Annotated in this window: 17 protein-coding genes; 12 read left to right on the top strand and 5 right to left on the bottom strand. The window is 37.2% G+C overall.

Annotation, left to right across the window (positions count from 1 at the left end; genetic code table 11):
- Window positions 1-235: 235 nt before the first annotated feature.
- From FFR48_RS17950 to FFR48_RS17920, 7 genes are all read left to right on the top strand, one after another.
- Window positions 236-1075 (top strand): Rpn family recombination-promoting nuclease/putative transposase, encoded by an 840-nt coding sequence (locus FFR48_RS17950; RefSeq protein WP_137668312.1) that lies wholly within the window; start codon window positions 236-238, stop codon window positions 1073-1075.
- Window positions 1076-1436: 361 nt separating this feature from the next.
- Window positions 1437-2411: a phosphate/phosphite/phosphonate ABC transporter substrate-binding protein gene (locus FFR48_RS17945; protein ID WP_137668313.1), complete on the top strand. Its 975-nt coding sequence runs from the start codon at window positions 1437-1439 to the stop codon at window positions 2409-2411.
- Between the two features lie 167 nt (window positions 2412-2578).
- The gene (locus FFR48_RS17940) at window positions 2579-3310 is read left to right on the top strand and encodes a phosphonate ABC transporter ATP-binding protein (protein ID WP_137668311.1); all 732 of its coding nucleotides are present in this window, start codon (window positions 2579-2581) and stop codon (window positions 3308-3310) included.
- A gap of 282 nt (window positions 3311-3592) precedes the next feature.
- A complete protein-coding gene (gene phnE, locus FFR48_RS17935; RefSeq protein ID WP_096572599.1) occupies window positions 3593-4387 on the top strand; it encodes a phosphonate ABC transporter, permease protein PhnE in 795 nt (264 codons plus the stop codon).
- A gap of 559 nt (window positions 4388-4946) precedes the next feature.
- Window positions 4947-5216: a hypothetical protein gene (locus FFR48_RS17930; RefSeq protein ID WP_137668310.1), complete on the top strand. Its 270-nt coding sequence runs from the start codon at window positions 4947-4949 to the stop codon at window positions 5214-5216.
- On the top strand, window positions 5200-5343 hold the full coding sequence (locus tag FFR48_RS17925) for a PIN domain-containing protein (protein WP_137668309.1): 144 nt from the start codon (window positions 5200-5202) through the stop codon (window positions 5341-5343). Before FFR48_RS17930 ends, FFR48_RS17925 begins: the two co-directional genes overlap by 17 nt.
- Window positions 5344-5349: 6 nt before the next feature.
- Complete coding sequence (locus FFR48_RS17920; protein ID WP_137668308.1) at window positions 5350-5586, top strand: PIN domain-containing protein; 237 nt, start codon at window positions 5350-5352, stop codon at window positions 5584-5586.
- 361 nt (window positions 5587-5947) lie between these two features.
- On the opposite strand, the gene FFR48_RS17915 is transcribed toward FFR48_RS17920, so the two are convergent.
- The 3 genes from FFR48_RS17915 to FFR48_RS17905 form a co-directional block, all read right to left on the bottom strand.
- Window positions 5948-6349, bottom strand: a complete 402-nt coding sequence (locus FFR48_RS17915) for a type II toxin-antitoxin system VapC family toxin (RefSeq protein WP_137668307.1) — start codon at window positions 6347-6349, stop codon at window positions 5948-5950.
- Window positions 6350-6358: 9 nt separating this feature from the next.
- Complete coding sequence (locus FFR48_RS17910; protein ID WP_137668306.1) at window positions 6359-6652, bottom strand: hypothetical protein; 294 nt, start codon at window positions 6650-6652, stop codon at window positions 6359-6361.
- 378 nt (window positions 6653-7030) lie between these two features.
- Window positions 7031-7606: a Uma2 family endonuclease gene (locus FFR48_RS17905; RefSeq protein ID WP_137668305.1), complete on the bottom strand. Its 576-nt coding sequence runs from the start codon at window positions 7604-7606 to the stop codon at window positions 7031-7033.
- Between the two features lie 409 nt (window positions 7607-8015).
- On the opposite strand from FFR48_RS17905, the gene FFR48_RS17900 reads away from it, so the two are divergent.
- A complete protein-coding gene (locus FFR48_RS17900) occupies window positions 8016-12002 on the top strand; it encodes a magnesium chelatase subunit H (RefSeq protein ID WP_137668304.1) in 3987 nt (1328 codons plus the stop codon).
- Window positions 12003-12087: 85 nt separating this feature from the next.
- Here FFR48_RS17900 and FFR48_RS17895 read toward each other — a convergent pair whose 3' ends face one another.
- Both FFR48_RS17895 and FFR48_RS17890 read right to left on the bottom strand, forming a co-directional pair.
- Entirely contained in the window at window positions 12088-12288 is a 201-nt protein-coding gene (locus tag FFR48_RS17895) for a hypothetical protein (protein ID WP_137668303.1), read from the bottom strand.
- A 183-nt stretch (window positions 12289-12471) separates the two neighbouring features.
- Window positions 12472-12654 (bottom strand): hypothetical protein, encoded by a 183-nt coding sequence (locus FFR48_RS17890; protein WP_137668302.1) that lies wholly within the window; start codon window positions 12652-12654, stop codon window positions 12472-12474.
- Between the two features lie 15 nt (window positions 12655-12669).
- Here FFR48_RS17890 and FFR48_RS17885 point away from each other — a divergent pair, with 15 nt between their 5' ends.
- The 4 genes from FFR48_RS17885 (at window position 12670) to FFR48_RS17870 (ending at window position 14205) form a co-directional block, all read left to right on the top strand.
- Entirely contained in the window at window positions 12670-12948 is a 279-nt protein-coding gene (locus FFR48_RS17885; RefSeq protein WP_096566385.1) for a type II toxin-antitoxin system RelE/ParE family toxin, read from the top strand.
- A gap of 74 nt (window positions 12949-13022) precedes the next feature.
- A complete protein-coding gene (locus FFR48_RS17880) occupies window positions 13023-13334 on the top strand; it encodes a HigA family addiction module antitoxin (RefSeq protein WP_096566387.1) in 312 nt (103 codons plus the stop codon).
- A gap of 104 nt (window positions 13335-13438) precedes the next feature.
- Window positions 13439-13993: a hypothetical protein gene (locus FFR48_RS17875; protein WP_096566389.1), complete on the top strand. Its 555-nt coding sequence runs from the start codon at window positions 13439-13441 to the stop codon at window positions 13991-13993.
- A complete protein-coding gene (locus FFR48_RS17870; RefSeq protein ID WP_137668301.1) occupies window positions 13975-14205 on the top strand; it encodes a hypothetical protein in 231 nt (76 codons plus the stop codon). Before FFR48_RS17875 ends, FFR48_RS17870 begins: the two co-directional genes overlap by 19 nt.
- Window positions 14206-14306: the final 101 nt, after the last annotated feature.

Genomic DNA, 14306 nt, shown 5'->3' with positions numbered 1-14306 from the left:
CTACTGTTGTATATGCTATGTTTAAAAAATCACTTATTTCCTGGTAAGTTTTCCCATCATTCATCAACAATAATATTAGTATTTTCTCTCTTACATAAGGATTATCTTGCTCTTTTAGGTGTTTTAAGAGCTTTTCTCTCTGTTCTTGAGACAGATGGTTTTTTGCTGGCATAATTCAGAAGCGATCGCTTAGTTACTTAATTCCCTATTATACAATCTAGCTGCACAACAGCTTATGAAAACTGATTCTATCTTTTATCGCATTTTTCAAACCTTACCTCAATCTTTTTTTGAACTGATTAATTTACCCCCTAGTGAAGCAAATGCTTATGATTTTGCTTCTGTAGAACTCAAACAAACAGCTTTTAGAATTGATGGTGTATTTGTACCTAAAGATAATCAACCAAAAAGAACGATTTATTTTGTAGAGGTGCAATTTCAAAGAGATGAGGATTTTTATTCTCGCTTTTTTTCGGAAATCTTTCTTTATTTACATCTCTATGCTTCCACTACACCCTGGCAAGCTGTGGTTTTATTTGCTAAACGTAGTATAGAACCCACAGAAATAGAACCCTATCGCTATTTATTGGAAAGTCCTTTGGTAAATCGGTTATATTTGGATGAATGGGTAGATGTACAAACATCCTTGGGATTAGGTATCATTAAGTTAGTGGTGGAAAAAGAAAAAGCAGTTCCAGCTTTAGCGAGAACTTTATTATCACAAGCAAAATCAGATTTACCTGATACCCGTCAACAAAGAAATTTGCTAGATTTAATTCAGACAATAGTTTCCTATAAATTACCCCTTCTTAGTCCCCAGGAGTTAGCAAGAATGTTTACTATGAGTGATTTGAAAAACACTAGATATTATCAAGATGTGCGTTATGAATCAGAATTAAATCTGGTGATACGTCAGTTAGAACGTCGGATAGGTGGAATTAATCAAGATTTACAGGTAAAAATTAATAAGTTATCTGTGGAAGATTTGGAAAATCTAGGTTTAGCGTTGTTGGATTTTACCAGTGTTAATGATTTGGTTATTTGGTTAAATAATCAAAATATTGCAGAGGGTTAAATATTAATAGTGGGTTACGTTCCTAACCCACCTGACAACTTTTAATTTAATTGTTTCATCATCACAGATTTATTCAGTTTTACCAATAAATTTTCTCTGTTATCCGTGCCTGGAGTGGTTCAATATTCCATATTTTATAATTTGTCGTAATTTAATAACTTTTGTTTAAACGCTACCAAACACAATAATTTACAAAAAATCACAACAAAACGTAATTTAGTAAATTTTGCAAATAAATATTGGAAATAATTTTCATCTAGCTTATTGACTTTTATTCCTAAAAGTTTTAAATTGATTTACCAGATTAGTTGAAAGTTATTTGCAAAAATACTGAGAAAATTTACTAATGAATAGCAATAAAGTGGGTGTGACTAAAAAGGGCTTATTAGCTGCTAGTGGGGCATTTGCAGCCCTCGCTGGTTTAGTTAGCACCTTGGGCGGAATGCAAGAAGTTGTAGCTAACCCAAATCTCAACCAACAAGCACCACGCTTACTTGCCCAAAGAAGTTCCCAAACTTTAACAATAGTTTTTCCTACTCGAAAGGATGCACCTGATTTGCAAGAAAAGGCTAACAAGGTAGCCAAATTCTTGTCTAAAGAATTGGGAATGCCTGTAAGAGCGCAGTTAGCTGATGATACAGCCGCAGTGGAAGCTTTACGAGCCAACCGTGCTGATGTGGCTTTCTTGAGTAGTCGTCCAGCTTTGAAGGCTGAACAATTAGCAAATGCACGCTTGCACTTAGCGGAAGTTCGTGACAATTATTCCGGGAGATTTACTTACAACTCCATATTTGTTGTTCCCAAAAATAGCCCTCTGCAAACCAGAAATACTGCGAAAGCAACTCTGGAACAGCTACGGGGTAAAAGAATGGCGTTTACTTCTCCTACTTCTGGTTCAGGTTTTATGTTCCCTGTGAGTGAGTTGGTGAAAAACGGTTTTGTACCTGATAAAGACCGTATGGAAGGGTTCTTTGGTCAAATTGCCTACGGCGGTAATTATAGTAAAGCTTTAGAAGCTGTGGTGCGTGGTCAAGCGGATGTGGCAGTAGTATCAGAATATGCCATGTACCCCCCTTATATTTCCAATGAAGACCGGTCTAAGTTACGTGTGCTGCATAAAATTTCTGGTGTTCCTGCTCACGGAGTTGTTTTTGATGATGATATTCGAGCAGATGTTCGGGAAAAAATCATTAACGCCCTACTCAAGTTAAATAGACCAGAAAATAACGAAATGCTCAAGAGCTTGTATAATTCTACAGAGTTAGTGAGAGTCGATCATAATCGTCATCTCAAACCTGTCCGCGAAGCCTTGAAAACTTTGGGAATGGAACCATAATTACAGCAGAAGTCAGGAGTCAGGAGTAAAACTGGCCTTGTACATAAGGTTCAATTGAGATTCTGTAGCTCATTGATCTGCAATCTGCTGTAATTAGGGGTAAGCATTATGCTAAACCCCTATAAAAATTTCTCCTTATATCCAATTAGCTATTATCAATTACTAGCGTGAAACAGATCGAATGTCATAATTTAGAAACGGCTTATTCTACATCTTTAAATCGTCCTATCCTCAACAATATTAATCTTGAGATTGAACAAGGTGAATTTGTGGTTTTGTTGGGTTTGAATGGTGCAGGTAAGTCTACATTATTGCGATCGCTGGTAGGTTTAGTACCATTGGAAAAAGGAGAAATTCACATTAGTGGTTTACAAATTACTCCCCAAACATTGCCGAAAATTCGCCGGGAAATTGGGATGTTGTTTCAAGGTGGTGGTTTAATTCGGCAATTATCAGCTATTGAAAATGTTTTGTGTGGTCGTTTGGGTGTGAGAACAACTAGACAAACTTTATTTGGTTTTCCTCAACGCGATCGCCTTTTGGCAAGAGAATTATTAGGACAATTAGGTTTAAGGGAGCAAATGTATCAAAAAACGGGTCAACTGAGCGGTGGACAACAACAAAGAGTAGCGATCGCCCGTGCTTTAATTCAATCACCACAAATACTTTTAGCTGATGAACCTATCACCGGTTTAGATGTAGTTGCATCCCAACAAGTAATGCAAACTTTATCTCACCTCAACACAGATCAAGGCTTAACTATTATCACAGTATTACATGATTTAGGCATAGCCGCAGAATACGCCCACAGAGCTATAGTTTTAGATGCGGGTCGTGTAGTTTATGACGGAAAATGTGATAACTTGCAAGAAAAATTTTCTCATGTTATAAGCGTGTAAAAATCTAGATTCACCCCAATAACTTTATAATTAATGTTTAATTTTTGCTGATAACATTTTTGTTTTAATCCTGTAAATCCTTAAATCCTGTACTTCGACTTACTTCGACTGCGCCCTTCGACACCGCCCTTCGACACCGCTCAGGACAGGCTCAGGACAGGCTCAGGACAAGTCGCTCAGTAACAAGACATCCTGATTCTGACAAATTGCCCAATTAGCAACTTACATTATTATTGATTTTATTTTTATATTCTCAAATCAAAATTACGAGTCATGAAAAAAATGAAAAAATCCTTTAATTCTAAATTTCTTCACCATTACTCTTGGCTAATTAATATAGTGATTGTATTAGTAATGGTAGTAGCTTATATTTGGGCTTTGCAAGGTTTAAAAGTAGACTCTGCACTATTAAAAGATAGCTGGCCTTATATTATAGATTTTATTAGTCGCTTATTTCCACCAGATTGGAAAGTGGTAGATATAGCAATTAAAGGATTAATTGAAACCGTGCAAATGTCCTTATGGGGAACTTCTCTTGGTGCTATTATTTCCCTACCAATAGCGATCGCCAGTGCTAATAATATCGCTCCCTTATGGTTACGTTGGTTAGCAAATTTACTGCAAAATGCCGTTCGTTCTGTTCCCTCAATTATTCTCGGTTTAATATTTGTAGCAGCTACCGGTTTAGGCGCTCCCGCAGGAACGTTAGCTTTATCCATCTACACTATTGGTTATCTTGCTAAATTTTATCAACAAGCTATTGAAGCTGTAGATGCTCGTTCTTTAGAATCTTTACAGGTAATTGGTGCATCAAGAATTCAAGTAGTTCAATATGGAATAATACCCCAAGTTTTACCCTTGGGATTAGGCTATACTTTGTGGATGTTTGAGTACAATATCCGTGCTGCTTCCGTACTCGGTGTAGTTGGTGCAGGAGGAATAGGTTTTCAGTTAAAAAGTTATATAGATGGTTTTGAATACAACAAAGCTACAACCATGATGTTAGTGTTATTAGTAGTAGTAACAGTAATTGATGTTATTAGTAGTAAATTACGGCGTTATTTAGATTCAATGTAAAAATTCAGGATGTCCAGGATTTGAGTACAAGATGTGATTTATCGGTTATTTGTTGGTGCTGAATGTTGTATTATTCTGAATAATCATAAACAAAAAAAACTCAACTTCCTAACAACCATGTTTAAGAAATAATGAACCACGAAGACACGAAGGAAGCGAAGGAAGAAGATTATAAGCTGGGTTTAAGATCCCCGACTTCTTTAAGAAGTCGGGGATCTGCCTGATACCGCTTTACTTGTAAATGTGCTAGGTTATTTAAAACACAGTGTCTAACTTTTTCAGACTTTTTCAGAAAAGTGATACTCCTGTGTTGTTTAATGACAAAGCTTACAACAATCTAAGACTTGCTAAGGGTGAAATACAGCAAAATTAGTCATGTATATATTTGTACTTGATAACACTATAGTTTTCCAATTTAACGAAGTAGAAAATTATCTGCGTTTATCTGCGTACCCTTCGGGAAGCAAGCTACAATTATTACTACTTGTACCTCACTTAAATAGAAATCGCTGTAATATAGATGTTATAATAAAAATCAACAAGGAAATAAAAACTACCCATGATTACTGGAATTAAACAAAAAGCAACCGTTGGTAAAAATGGCAAAATTGAATTACCTACAACTGAGTTACCAGAGGGAACAATTGTAGAAGTAATTGTATTGTCATCTCCTCTATCTGTAAAGAAAAAAATATTAACTGCTCGTGAGTTACTTGATTCGAGTTTGATAGGTTTATGGGAAAAAAGGGACGATATTCCAGATAGTCTTGTTTACGCTCGTCAGTTACGTGAACAGTCCCAAAGGAGAGATTATGATTCTCCTAGATAGTGATATTGTGATTGACTTTCTGCGTAAATATTCACCTGCAATTATTTGGTTAAGTTCTTTAGGAGATGAAGAAATTGCTTTACCTGGTTATGTAGCAATGGAATTGATGCAAGGATGTAAGAATTAGTTGGAATTGCAGGAAATTCGCAAATTTATTAATAATGTTGAAGTAATTTGGGCAACACCTGAAACTTGTGATCAAGCATTAGAAGTATTTGCAAATTATCATCTTAGTCATAATTTGGGATTAATTGATGCTTTAATTGGTCAAACATCAATCGCTTTCGGTTTATCATTACATACATTTAATGTTAAGCATTATGCTGTTATTCCAGGTTTAATCACAGTCCAACCTTATAAAAGATTATAGAATTATTAACTATTGTCTGAATCAGGATATCCAGGATTTGAGGATGTACAGGATGTAATTTATCAGTTATCTGTTGGTGCTGAATGTTGTAATATCTGAATCAGGATAAACAAAAAAATCCCCAAATTCCCACTAACAATCATTAAATAATATCCTGTAAATCCTTTAATCCTGGACATCCTGATTCAGACAAAAAAATCCCCAACTTCCGACAAACCAATTCTTGATTATTGATTAATCTGTAAGTTTCCTAGTTTAAGAAATGATGAACCACGAAGACACGAAGGAAGCAAAGGAAGAAGATTATAAATGGCGATCGCCCATTCTCCTAACTAATAAAATCATCCGATGATCTTCACCATTAGGATGAAGGAATAATAAGCCGGAGATTGGGAATATCGAGAAAGTCTTTGATGTTGTGAGTAAGTAGCGGTAAGTCATAGCGTAAAGCTGTTGCAGCAATCCAAGCATCTTGTGGAGATATTGGTCGTCCTGCACTTTGTCGCTTGGCACGAATATACGCCCATTCTCGACAAAGTGATTGATCAACTGGAATAATTAAGTAGTTAGATAGGTATTGTTCTAGTTGTGTGAAACGACTATCTCCCCATTTACGCAAAATTGCCCACTGAAACAGTTCAGCTACGGTCATGAATGACATTGCTAATTGTTGACCAGTTAAATAAGGTAAGTAAGGGTCGGCATAATCACTACCTTTGAAGATGAAAGAAGCGATATCAGTATCAATGAGGTAAAAGCTCATGGCGTTGCGTTAAATCACTTCTTGGCGTTGTTGTCGTAGGAAGATGAGAAAATCTTCGATGGAGTCTTCTTCAGGCCAAAAGTCAGCAGCAAGATGTTTGAGGTTATCTACGGTGATAGGGGTCTGTGTGGCAAGTAGTTCCTTGAGTGTGGTATCTTGCCAAAACTGATGACTGAGATTTTTAAGATCGTTTTCAGAGTTTGAGAATGAATTGCTTTGGGTAAAAATTTGCAACAGTTGTTGACGTTCTGTAGATGATAGCTGTTGGATAGCAGCGATCGCATTTTCGAGTCGTGAAGTCATAGTGCTGTTTTGTTTATATGATTCTATATTTATTTAAACTCAAGGGCGATCGCTCTCCCAACTTATGCCTGAATAGTGATCGCTCGCAACTACTCTAATGTTAGGAGATCGCCACCTCAATCGCTCAGACAACTTATGTATTTATTTTTTATCACTAGCACTAAATGGTGAAACAAGTATGTAAACGAAATTTAAAACCAGGTGAGAGAACCTGCATTCTTTGTTAAGATTCATCATTTTGTGTCATCTAGGGGAGAAAATTCGCACAAAATCAGAGTTTTCTACTAAAAAACTCTTATTACCGAAAATAATTGAAGTTACAAACGGCTATATTAGCCGTGACAAACTTCAGGAAAACACGCTTTAAAGGAGCTTATTTTACCAAATCATCCCCAAATTCAAAACAAAACCCTTTAAAACATCTTCCCCCGAAACCGTAGCAGGAGAATCTAAAACCTCAACCTCTTTTCCTTGTCTATAAATCTCAACTTGACGAGATTTACGATTAATTAATATCCCCAAACGCACACCATTATCTATATACTCTCTCATCTTTTCTTGTGTAGTCTTCAAACTATCACTAGGAGAAAGTAACTCAATTACAAAATCAGGACAAATAGGAGGAAACTTTTGTTTTTCCTCATCAGTTAAAGCATTCCATCTTTCTAACTTGATCCAAGAAGCATCAGGAGAACGATCTGCACCATTTGGTAACTTAAAACAAGTAGAAGAATCAAAAGCTATCCCAGTACCATCAATATCAGTCCAATTCATTAATTGTTGAGTGATTCTACCATTACGATTTCCCGTTTCTCCTCCCGTTGGTGGCATAATTATTAACTCTCCATTTGCATTTCTTTCAAATCTCAATTCCCGGTTGTTTTGACATAGTTGAAAAAACTGCTCATCAGTCATTTCTATTACTGATTCTAAATTAACAGTTAAAGCATTCATGGTCATATCCTCATTGAAAAATAAGGCTGTAATTTTAACTATCTCATATCATATTATATACGATTAATTTAATTTTTTTTATATAGATTATTTAACAGAGAAAATAACGATGTACACAAAAACTCTCTTACCTCTGTGGTTCATTCCTATACCAACTACATAATCATTCAACAACCATATAGTTAAATAACCAACTATTTATGTAAATAGAAATTACAAACATCTGAGAAAACCTTGCTAAATTGTTAAGATTTATCAATAATGATTACGTTTTTTATATCATTTTGTTTCAGTTCAGGGAGAAAACCCCCACTGACACAGAGTTTTCTGGTACAAAACTCTTAATTGCCGAAGAAAATGGAAGAAATGAACTTCCAGTAGAGAACACGCCTCAAAGGAGCTTATCTGAATGTTCACCCAGGTCAAGTCCACAATTAGACATATTGCACCTGACGACCTACGCGGACGCAATCTGATTAAAGTCGTTTATGTTGTGCTTGAGTCTCAATATCAAAGTTCTTTATCTCAAGCAGTACGGGAAATTAACGCCAACCATCCCAGCGTGGCCATTGAAATTAGTGGTTACTTAATTGAGGAACTGCGCGACTCGGAAAACTATGAAGATTTTAAACGCGATATAGCTAGTGCTAATATATTCATCGCTTCCCTGATATTTATTGAAGACTTAGCGCAGAAACTCGTCGCAGCAGTCGAACCCCACCGGGATAACTTCGATGTAGCGGTTGTGTTCCCCTCCATGCCTGAAGTTATGCGCCTTAACAAAATGGGTAGCTTCTCCTTGGCACAGTTGGGACAATCTAAGAGCGTTATTGCCAACTTCATGAAGAAGCGTAAAGAGAAATCTGGCGCTGGTTTCCAAGATGGAATGTTAAAGCTCTTGCGTACCCTTCCCCAAGTGCTGAAATTCCTCCCCATTGAAAAAGCGCAAGATGCGCGTAACTTCATGCTGAGTTTTCAGTATTGGTTAGGTGGTTCAGCAGAAAACCTGGAAAACTTCCTGCTGATGCTGGCTGATAAATACGTCTTAAAAGGTGAAGATAAACAAAAACTAGCTGCTGCTGAATATCAAGCACCAGTAGTTTATCCCGACATGGGTATTTGGCATCCTTTAGCGCCAAATATGTTTGAAGATGTACGAGAATATCTAAACTGGTATTCTGTCCGCAGAGACATTTCTCGAAATATCAAAGATCCCCTCGCACCATGTGTAGGTTTGGTTTTACAACGAACTCACCTAGTTACTGGAGATGATGCACATTATGTAGCAATTGTCCAGGAATTAGAATCATTAGGTGCAAAAGTTCTCCCTGTGTTTGCTGGTGGTTTGGATTTCTCTAAACCTGTAGATGCTTATTTCTACGAACCTACAACCAGATTACCCTTAGTTGATGCGGTTGTTTCCTTAACCGGTTTTGCTTTAGTGGGTGGACCTGCAAGACAAGACCATCCCAAAGCTATTGAAGCATTAAAAAAATTAAACCGTCCTTACATGGTAGCCTTGCCTTTGGTGTTCCAAACCACCGAAGAATGGTTAGATAGCGATTTGGGGTTACATCCTATTCAAGTGGCTTTACAGATTGCTATACCTGAACTAGATGGAGCAATTGAGCCTATTATCCTATCCGGTAAAGATGGGGCAACAGGTAGAGCGATCGCCCTCCAAGACCGGGTAGAAATTGTTGCTCAACGTGCCTTAAAATGGGCTAGTCTGCGTCGCAAACCCAAATTAATCAAAAAAGTAGCCATCACCGTTTTCAGCTTCCCCCCCGATAAAGGAAACGTAGGAACTGCGGCATATTTAGACGTATTTGGTTCTATCCATGAAGTTCTCAAAGGACTGAGAAACAACGGTTACGATGTGCGGGACATCCCGGAAACCGCCCAAGAGTTGATGGAACAAGTCATCCACGACGCACAAGCACAGTACGCAAGTCCTGAACTCAACATTGCTTACAAAATGTCAGTCCCCGAATATGAAGCACTGACACCGTACTCCCAACGCTTAGAAGAAAACTGGGGTCCACCACCAGGAAACTTAAACAGTGATGGACAAAACTTGCTCGTATACGGTAAGCATTTTGGTAACGTCTTCATCGGTGTGCAACCCACCTTCGGCTATGAAGGCGACCCCATGCGCTTATTATTCTCCCGTTCCGCTAGTCCTCATCATGGCTTCGCCGCTTTCTATACTTATTTAGAAAGAATTTGGGGTGCTGATGCCGTTTTACATTTTGGTACACACGGCTCATTAGAGTTTATGCCTGGTAAACAGATGGGGATGTCTGGAGATTGTTACCCAGATCAATTAATTGGCACAATTCCCAACCTGTATTATTACGCAGCGAATAACCCCAGTGAAGCGACTATTGCTAAACGTCGCAGTTATGCAGAAACAATTTCTTACTTAACTCCACCTGCGGAAAATGCTGGTTTATACAAAGGTTTGAAAGAACTCAGTGAGTTAATTGGTTCTTACCAAACTTTGAAAGACAGCGGCCGGGGAGTTTCCATTGTGAATGCGATCGTTGACAAATGCCGCATTGTTAACTTAGATAAAGATATTGACCTGCCAGAAACCGACGCAAAAGATATGTCCTCTGAAGAACGGGATAATATCGTCGGGATTGTTTATCGCAAGTTGATGGAAATTGAATCTCGCTTATTACCTTGCGGTTTGCATATCATCGGTAAACCACCTTCTGCGGAAGAGGCGATCGCCACTTTAGTGAATATTGCCAGTTTAGATCGGCAAGAAGACGGTATACTTGGTTTACCCTCCATCATTGCTAACAGCTTAGGCCGCAACATTGAAGAAATCTACCGCAACAGCGACAAAGGCATTTTAGCCGATGTGCAATTATTACAAGACATTACAATGGCTACCCGTGCGGCTGTAGCGGCTTTAGTACAAGAACAAATTGATGCAGAAGGTCGAGTTTCCTTAGTATCCAAGTTGAACTTCTTTAACATGGGTAAAAAAGAACCTTGGGTAGAATCGCTGTATCAGTCAGGTTTTAATAACGTGGATACATCTGCATTAAAACCCTTGTTTGAGTATTTGGAATTTTGCTTAAAACAAGTATGTGCAGATAACGAACTTGGCGGTTTATTGCAAGGTTTGGAAGGTGAATATATTTTACCCGGACCCGGTGGCGACCCCATCCGTAATCCTGATGTATTGCCCACAGGTAAAAATATACACGCTTTAGATCCCCAATCTATTCCTACCACTGCGGCGGTACAATCGGCGAAAATTGTCGTTGATAGGCTGTTAGAACGCAACAAGTCCGAAAATGGTGGAAACTGGCCGGAAACCATCGCCTGTGTCCTCTGGGGTACAGATAACATCAAAACCTACGGGGAATCCCTGGCACAAATTATGTGGATGGTGGGAGTACGTCCTGTTCCCGATTCTTTAGGACGGGTGAACAAGTTAGAATTGATACCCTTGGAAGAATTGGGTCGTCCTAGAATTGACGTTGTAATTAACTGTTCTGGTGTCTTCCGTGATCTGTTCATTAACCAGATGAACTTACTGGACCAAGGTGTAAAAATGGCTGCTGAAGCTGATGAACCCTTAGAAATGAACTTTGTGCGGAAACACGCACTGCAACAAGCAGAGGAAATGGGAATAAATCTGCGTCAAGCTGCAACCCGTGTTTTCTCTAATGCTTCTGGTTCTTATTCTTCTAATATCAACTTAGCGGTGGAGAATAGCACTTGGGATAGTGAAGCAGAGTTGCAAGAAATGTATTTGAAACGCAAATCTTTCTCTTTCAATTCTGATAACCCAGGGGTAATGGATGAGTCACGGCAGATTTTTGAAACTACTTTGAAAACTGCTGATGCAACTTTCCAAAATCTGGATTCTTCGGAAATCAGTTTAACTGATGTTTCCCATTATTTCGACTCTGACCCAACAAAATTAGTTGCAAGTCTGCGTACAGATGGTAAGAAACCTGCATCTTACATTGCAGATACAACTACCGCGAATGCACAGGTAAGAAGTTTATCGGAAACTGTGCGTTTGGATGCGCGGACGAAGTTGTTAAACCCCAAATGGTATGAGGGGATGTTGTCTCACGGTTATGAAGGTGTGCGGGAACTTTCTAAGCGGTTGGTAAATACTACTGGTTGGAGTGCTACTGCTGGTGCTGTAGATAACTGGGTTTATGAGGAGACAAATGAGACGTTTATTAAAGACGAGGAAATGCAGAAACGTCTGATGAATTTGAATCCGCATTCTTTCCGCAAGATTGTTTCTACTTTGTTGGAAGTCAATGGTCGCGGTTATTGGGAGACAAGTGAGGAGAATTTAGATCGGTTGAGGGAGTTGTATCAGGAGGTGGAAAATCGGATTGAAGGTATAGAATAATCATCATCTGATGTTGTAAAGACGTTGCCTTAATTTTGTAGAGACGTTACATGGAACGTCTCTACAAGTTATCATTAGGCATCCTTTATTTTTTGAACAAAAGTCCAATCAGAGATACTGGTACAACAACTATTCCCCATAAAATAAATATAAAAACTATACCCAGTCCACTACCAGCAGCGTAAGCATCACTGCTTGAGATCATATTTGTGTCTAGTCCACCAACTCCTGCAAAAAGGCAGTAACCACAGAATATAGTCCACAGAATAACAATGCCTCGAATCATAATTTTCTCCTTAAGCCGTTTCTAATTGCTTTTTGATTTGATTACTCAGTAATTTAGCATATAATATGCAATATGCAACAAGTCTAGGTAATGTAATCGCTTGTTTGGGGATGTGAGGAATGCGATCGCTGTTTTGGGGTTTGGAGGGGGTGCGATCGCGTTTAGGGATGTGCAGGAAGCGCGTTAGCGGTAGCTTACCGAAGGTATCGCTTTTTGGGGTTTGAGGATGTGCGATCGTTGTTTGGAGGATGTAGGGAGAGCGATCGCTTTTTGGGGGATGTGGAGGTGCGATCGTTGTTTTGGGAATTTGGGGAGTGCGATCGCGTAACTGTAGGTAGAAATTTTGTATAATTCACATAATGACATAAAATTCAAAGATAAATGATTCAAACATTTAAAAATAAGTCTTTAGAAAATCTGTTTAAAGAAAATTTTAATAAAGGAGTTCCCGCAAACCTAGAAAAGAAAATTAGAATTAGATTAGAAGTTATAGACTCAGCTTTAATTGTAGATGATATTAGATTACCAGGATATGATTTACATGAATTAAAAGGAGATAGAAAAGGAACTTGGTCAATTAAGGTATCAGGAAACTGGCGAATAACTTTTAAATTTGAAGATGGTGATGCTTATGATGTCAATTTAGAAGATTACCATTAATGTTGTGTTAAGATAGTAGTAAATAGTTGAAAACTGTTAAATAAATTTCACCAAGCTATTAAGGAGTATTAATTATGAATAATTGGCAAAATATTACTGAAGATAGATTAGCAAGACCAATACATCCAGGTGAAGTAATTGCAGATATTTTAGATGATTTAGAAGTTAATTATCACGATTTTGCCGAAGTTTTAGGAATATCTCATCAAACAATTCAGGAAATTATTAATGGTGAAAAATCCATTACTGTAGATATTGCCATTCGTTTGGGTAAAGCGTTAGGAAATGGACCGAGATTGTGGTTAAATCTTCAGCAAAAGGTTGATGTTTGGGATGCTTTGCAAAGTCATCAGGAAGAATATAATAAGGTTATGACTTTGGTTTAGAAAAAATGATGTTTTAAAGGGGTTTGTTTTGAATTTGGGGATGATTTAGTAATTTATGTTTTAGTAAAAGAAGTAATTTTTTAAATATAGGCACTGTGTAAAATATGAAACCTAAAAATTACTTAGCCTTGACATTTAGTTTAAGTTTAGCTGTGCTAAATTGTGAAATTTTACCAGCTTATGCACTGCCAGGACAAAATATAAAAACAGTAATTAAATGGTCTCGAAATCATGCAAAAATTACACCTTTAACTTCTGTTAAAAAGCTAGAAGAAGGTTATCCAGACTATAGTAGTAAAACTTCTTTTAAAAAATATTCTGTTAGCTTTGATGTTTGGATAAACTCAAAAGGTATTGTGACTGAACAAATGATAGATGCTAGAAACCATGAAAATAATCGTATAAATTTAGAGTTTACGAAAAACAATAATAATGGTTTACAGTTAATTAATATGATATATGGTCAAACTATTGTTAATGACTATCAGAATGCTAAATATGTTGACATGGTAAAAATTGGTGGACTAGGACTTATTAAATTTTATAGAGGAAAAAAATATGCTTATGAAATTTGGGGAGATGGAGGTTCTCATCAATTTACAATTATTCCACTAAAGGATTTAGTAAGTAGGATTGACAATTGGAAACGACAGCAGTAATAATTCATGGTATAGATTCATTAAATAAGACAATTATCTTTAATAGTAATATGCTATATCCTAGAACATTTTCAGAGTTAGAGTTTATCAAACAGCTTAAACAACTTGAAGCTGTTCAATTTCAACTAAAACAGAATAATATACTCGGAGCTAGAATAGCCCTTTTTTTACTAGATAGTTTAGCAGATATAGCAATCCTATTTGAGTTGTGAATAAATGGTATAATTATACTACTATGGTGAATACAGCTTACAAAGATGAAAAATTTTTTACTAGAACAACAACAAAAAGCTCAAGAAATAGCAATTTTAAA

It is taken from the genome of Sphaerospermopsis reniformis (assembly GCF_005402885.1).
In the GTDB taxonomy this organism is placed as follows: Bacteria; Cyanobacteriota; Cyanobacteriia; order Cyanobacteriales; family Nostocaceae; genus Sphaerospermopsis; species Sphaerospermopsis kisseleviana.
Note: the sequence above shows the minus strand (reverse complement) of the source record. Positions and strands in the feature narration are given on the sequence as shown.

Excerpts from the sequence above, each read along its gene's own strand:
- FFR48_RS17900 (WP_137668304.1), top strand. The coding sequence starts at position 8,016 with ATGTTCACCCAGGTCAAGTCCACAATTAGACATATTGCACCTGACGAC.
- FFR48_RS17905 (WP_137668305.1), bottom strand. The coding sequence starts at position 7,606 with ATGAATGCTTTAACTGTTAATTTAGAATCAGTAATAGAAATGACTGAT.
- FFR48_RS17895 (WP_137668303.1), bottom strand. The coding sequence starts at position 12,288 with ATGATTCGAGGCATTGTTATTCTGTGGACTATATTCTGTGGTTACTGC.
- FFR48_RS17915 (WP_137668307.1), bottom strand. The coding sequence starts at position 6,349 with ATGAGCTTTTACCTCATTGATACTGATATCGCTTCTTTCATCTTCAAA.
- FFR48_RS17950 (WP_137668312.1), top strand. The coding sequence starts at position 236 with ATGAAAACTGATTCTATCTTTTATCGCATTTTTCAAACCTTACCTCAA.
- phnE (WP_096572599.1), top strand. The coding sequence starts at position 3,593 with ATGAAAAAATCCTTTAATTCTAAATTTCTTCACCATTACTCTTGGCTA.
- FFR48_RS17910 (WP_137668306.1), bottom strand. The coding sequence starts at position 6,652 with ATGACTTCACGACTCGAAAATGCGATCGCTGCTATCCAACAGCTATCA.
- FFR48_RS17880 (WP_096566387.1), top strand. The coding sequence starts at position 13,023 with ATGAATAATTGGCAAAATATTACTGAAGATAGATTAGCAAGACCAATA.
- FFR48_RS17875 (WP_096566389.1), top strand. The coding sequence starts at position 13,439 with ATGAAACCTAAAAATTACTTAGCCTTGACATTTAGTTTAAGTTTAGCT.
- FFR48_RS17930 (WP_137668310.1), top strand. The coding sequence starts at position 4,947 with ATGATTACTGGAATTAAACAAAAAGCAACCGTTGGTAAAAATGGCAAA.
- FFR48_RS17925 (WP_137668309.1), top strand. The coding sequence starts at position 5,200 with ATGATTCTCCTAGATAGTGATATTGTGATTGACTTTCTGCGTAAATAT.
- FFR48_RS17885 (WP_096566385.1), top strand. The coding sequence starts at position 12,670 with ATGATTCAAACATTTAAAAATAAGTCTTTAGAAAATCTGTTTAAAGAA.
- FFR48_RS17890 (WP_137668302.1), bottom strand. The coding sequence starts at position 12,654 with ATGTCATTATGTGAATTATACAAAATTTCTACCTACAGTTACGCGATC.